This window comes from Lacinutrix sp. MEBiC02595, assembly GCF_053601555.1.
Genome location: NZ_JBSHNU010000080.1, coordinates 1 through 1,010 on the forward strand (window position 1 = coordinate 1; position 1,010 = coordinate 1,010).

Below are 1,010 nucleotides of genomic sequence, written 5' to 3' on the forward strand. Positions count from 1 at the left end.
AATCCGATGCCAACGGATGGCGCAACAATAAACGCAACTAGCGGAACGGTAACTAATGGAATTTCTGGAACAACCTATACGATAGAATACGCAAGTCCAGGAACCTGCGGAACAAGTAGCACACAAACGGTAACTGTTTTAGCCTCCGGAAACGCTTCTTTTAATACGACAGCAACCTGTGATGGCGGAACATCAAATATCACAGGAGATCTTGGTGGAAGCTTTACTTTTAATCCGATACCAACGGATGGCGCAACAATAAACGCAACTAGCGGAACGATTACTAATGGTATTTCTGGAACAACCTATACTATTGAATACACGAGTCCAGGAACCTGCGGAACAAGTAGCACACAAACGGTAACTGTTTTAACCTCCGGAAATGCTTCATTTTCTATGACAGCAACCTGTGATGGCGGAACCACAAATATCACAGGAGATCTTGGTGGAAGCTTTACGTTTAATCCGATACCAACCGATGGAGCCACAATAAACGCAGCTAGCGGAGTGGTAACTAATGGTGTTTCAGGAGCGTCCTATACTATAGAATACACGAGTCCAGGAACCTGCGGAACAAGTAGCACACAAACGGTAACTGTTTTAACTTTAGGAGACGCTTCTTTTACTATGACAGCAACTTGTGATGGCGGAACATCAAATATCACAGGAGATCTTGGCGGAAGCTTTACTTTTAATCCGATCCCAACCGATGGAGCAACAATAGATGCAACTAGCGGAGTGGTAACTAATGGGAATTCTGGAACAACCTATACTGCAGAATATGCAACAAGCGGCACATGTGCAGCCAGCAGCACACAAACGGTAACTGTTTTAACCTCCGGAAATGCTTCATTTTCTATGACAGCAACCTGTGATGGCGGAACATCAAATATCACAGGAGATCTTGGCGGGAGTTTTACTTTTAATCCGATACCAGCCGATGGCGCAACAATAAACGCAACTAGCGGAACGATTACTAATGGTATTTCTGGAACAACCTATACTATTGA

The 1,010-nt window shown here is 44.1% G+C and carries 1 pseudogene; it reads left to right on the plus strand.

From position 1 onward, the window contains the following. A pseudogene (locus tag ACVCZW_RS00335) lies at positions 1-1,010 on the plus strand (hypothetical protein); the annotation flags it as partial.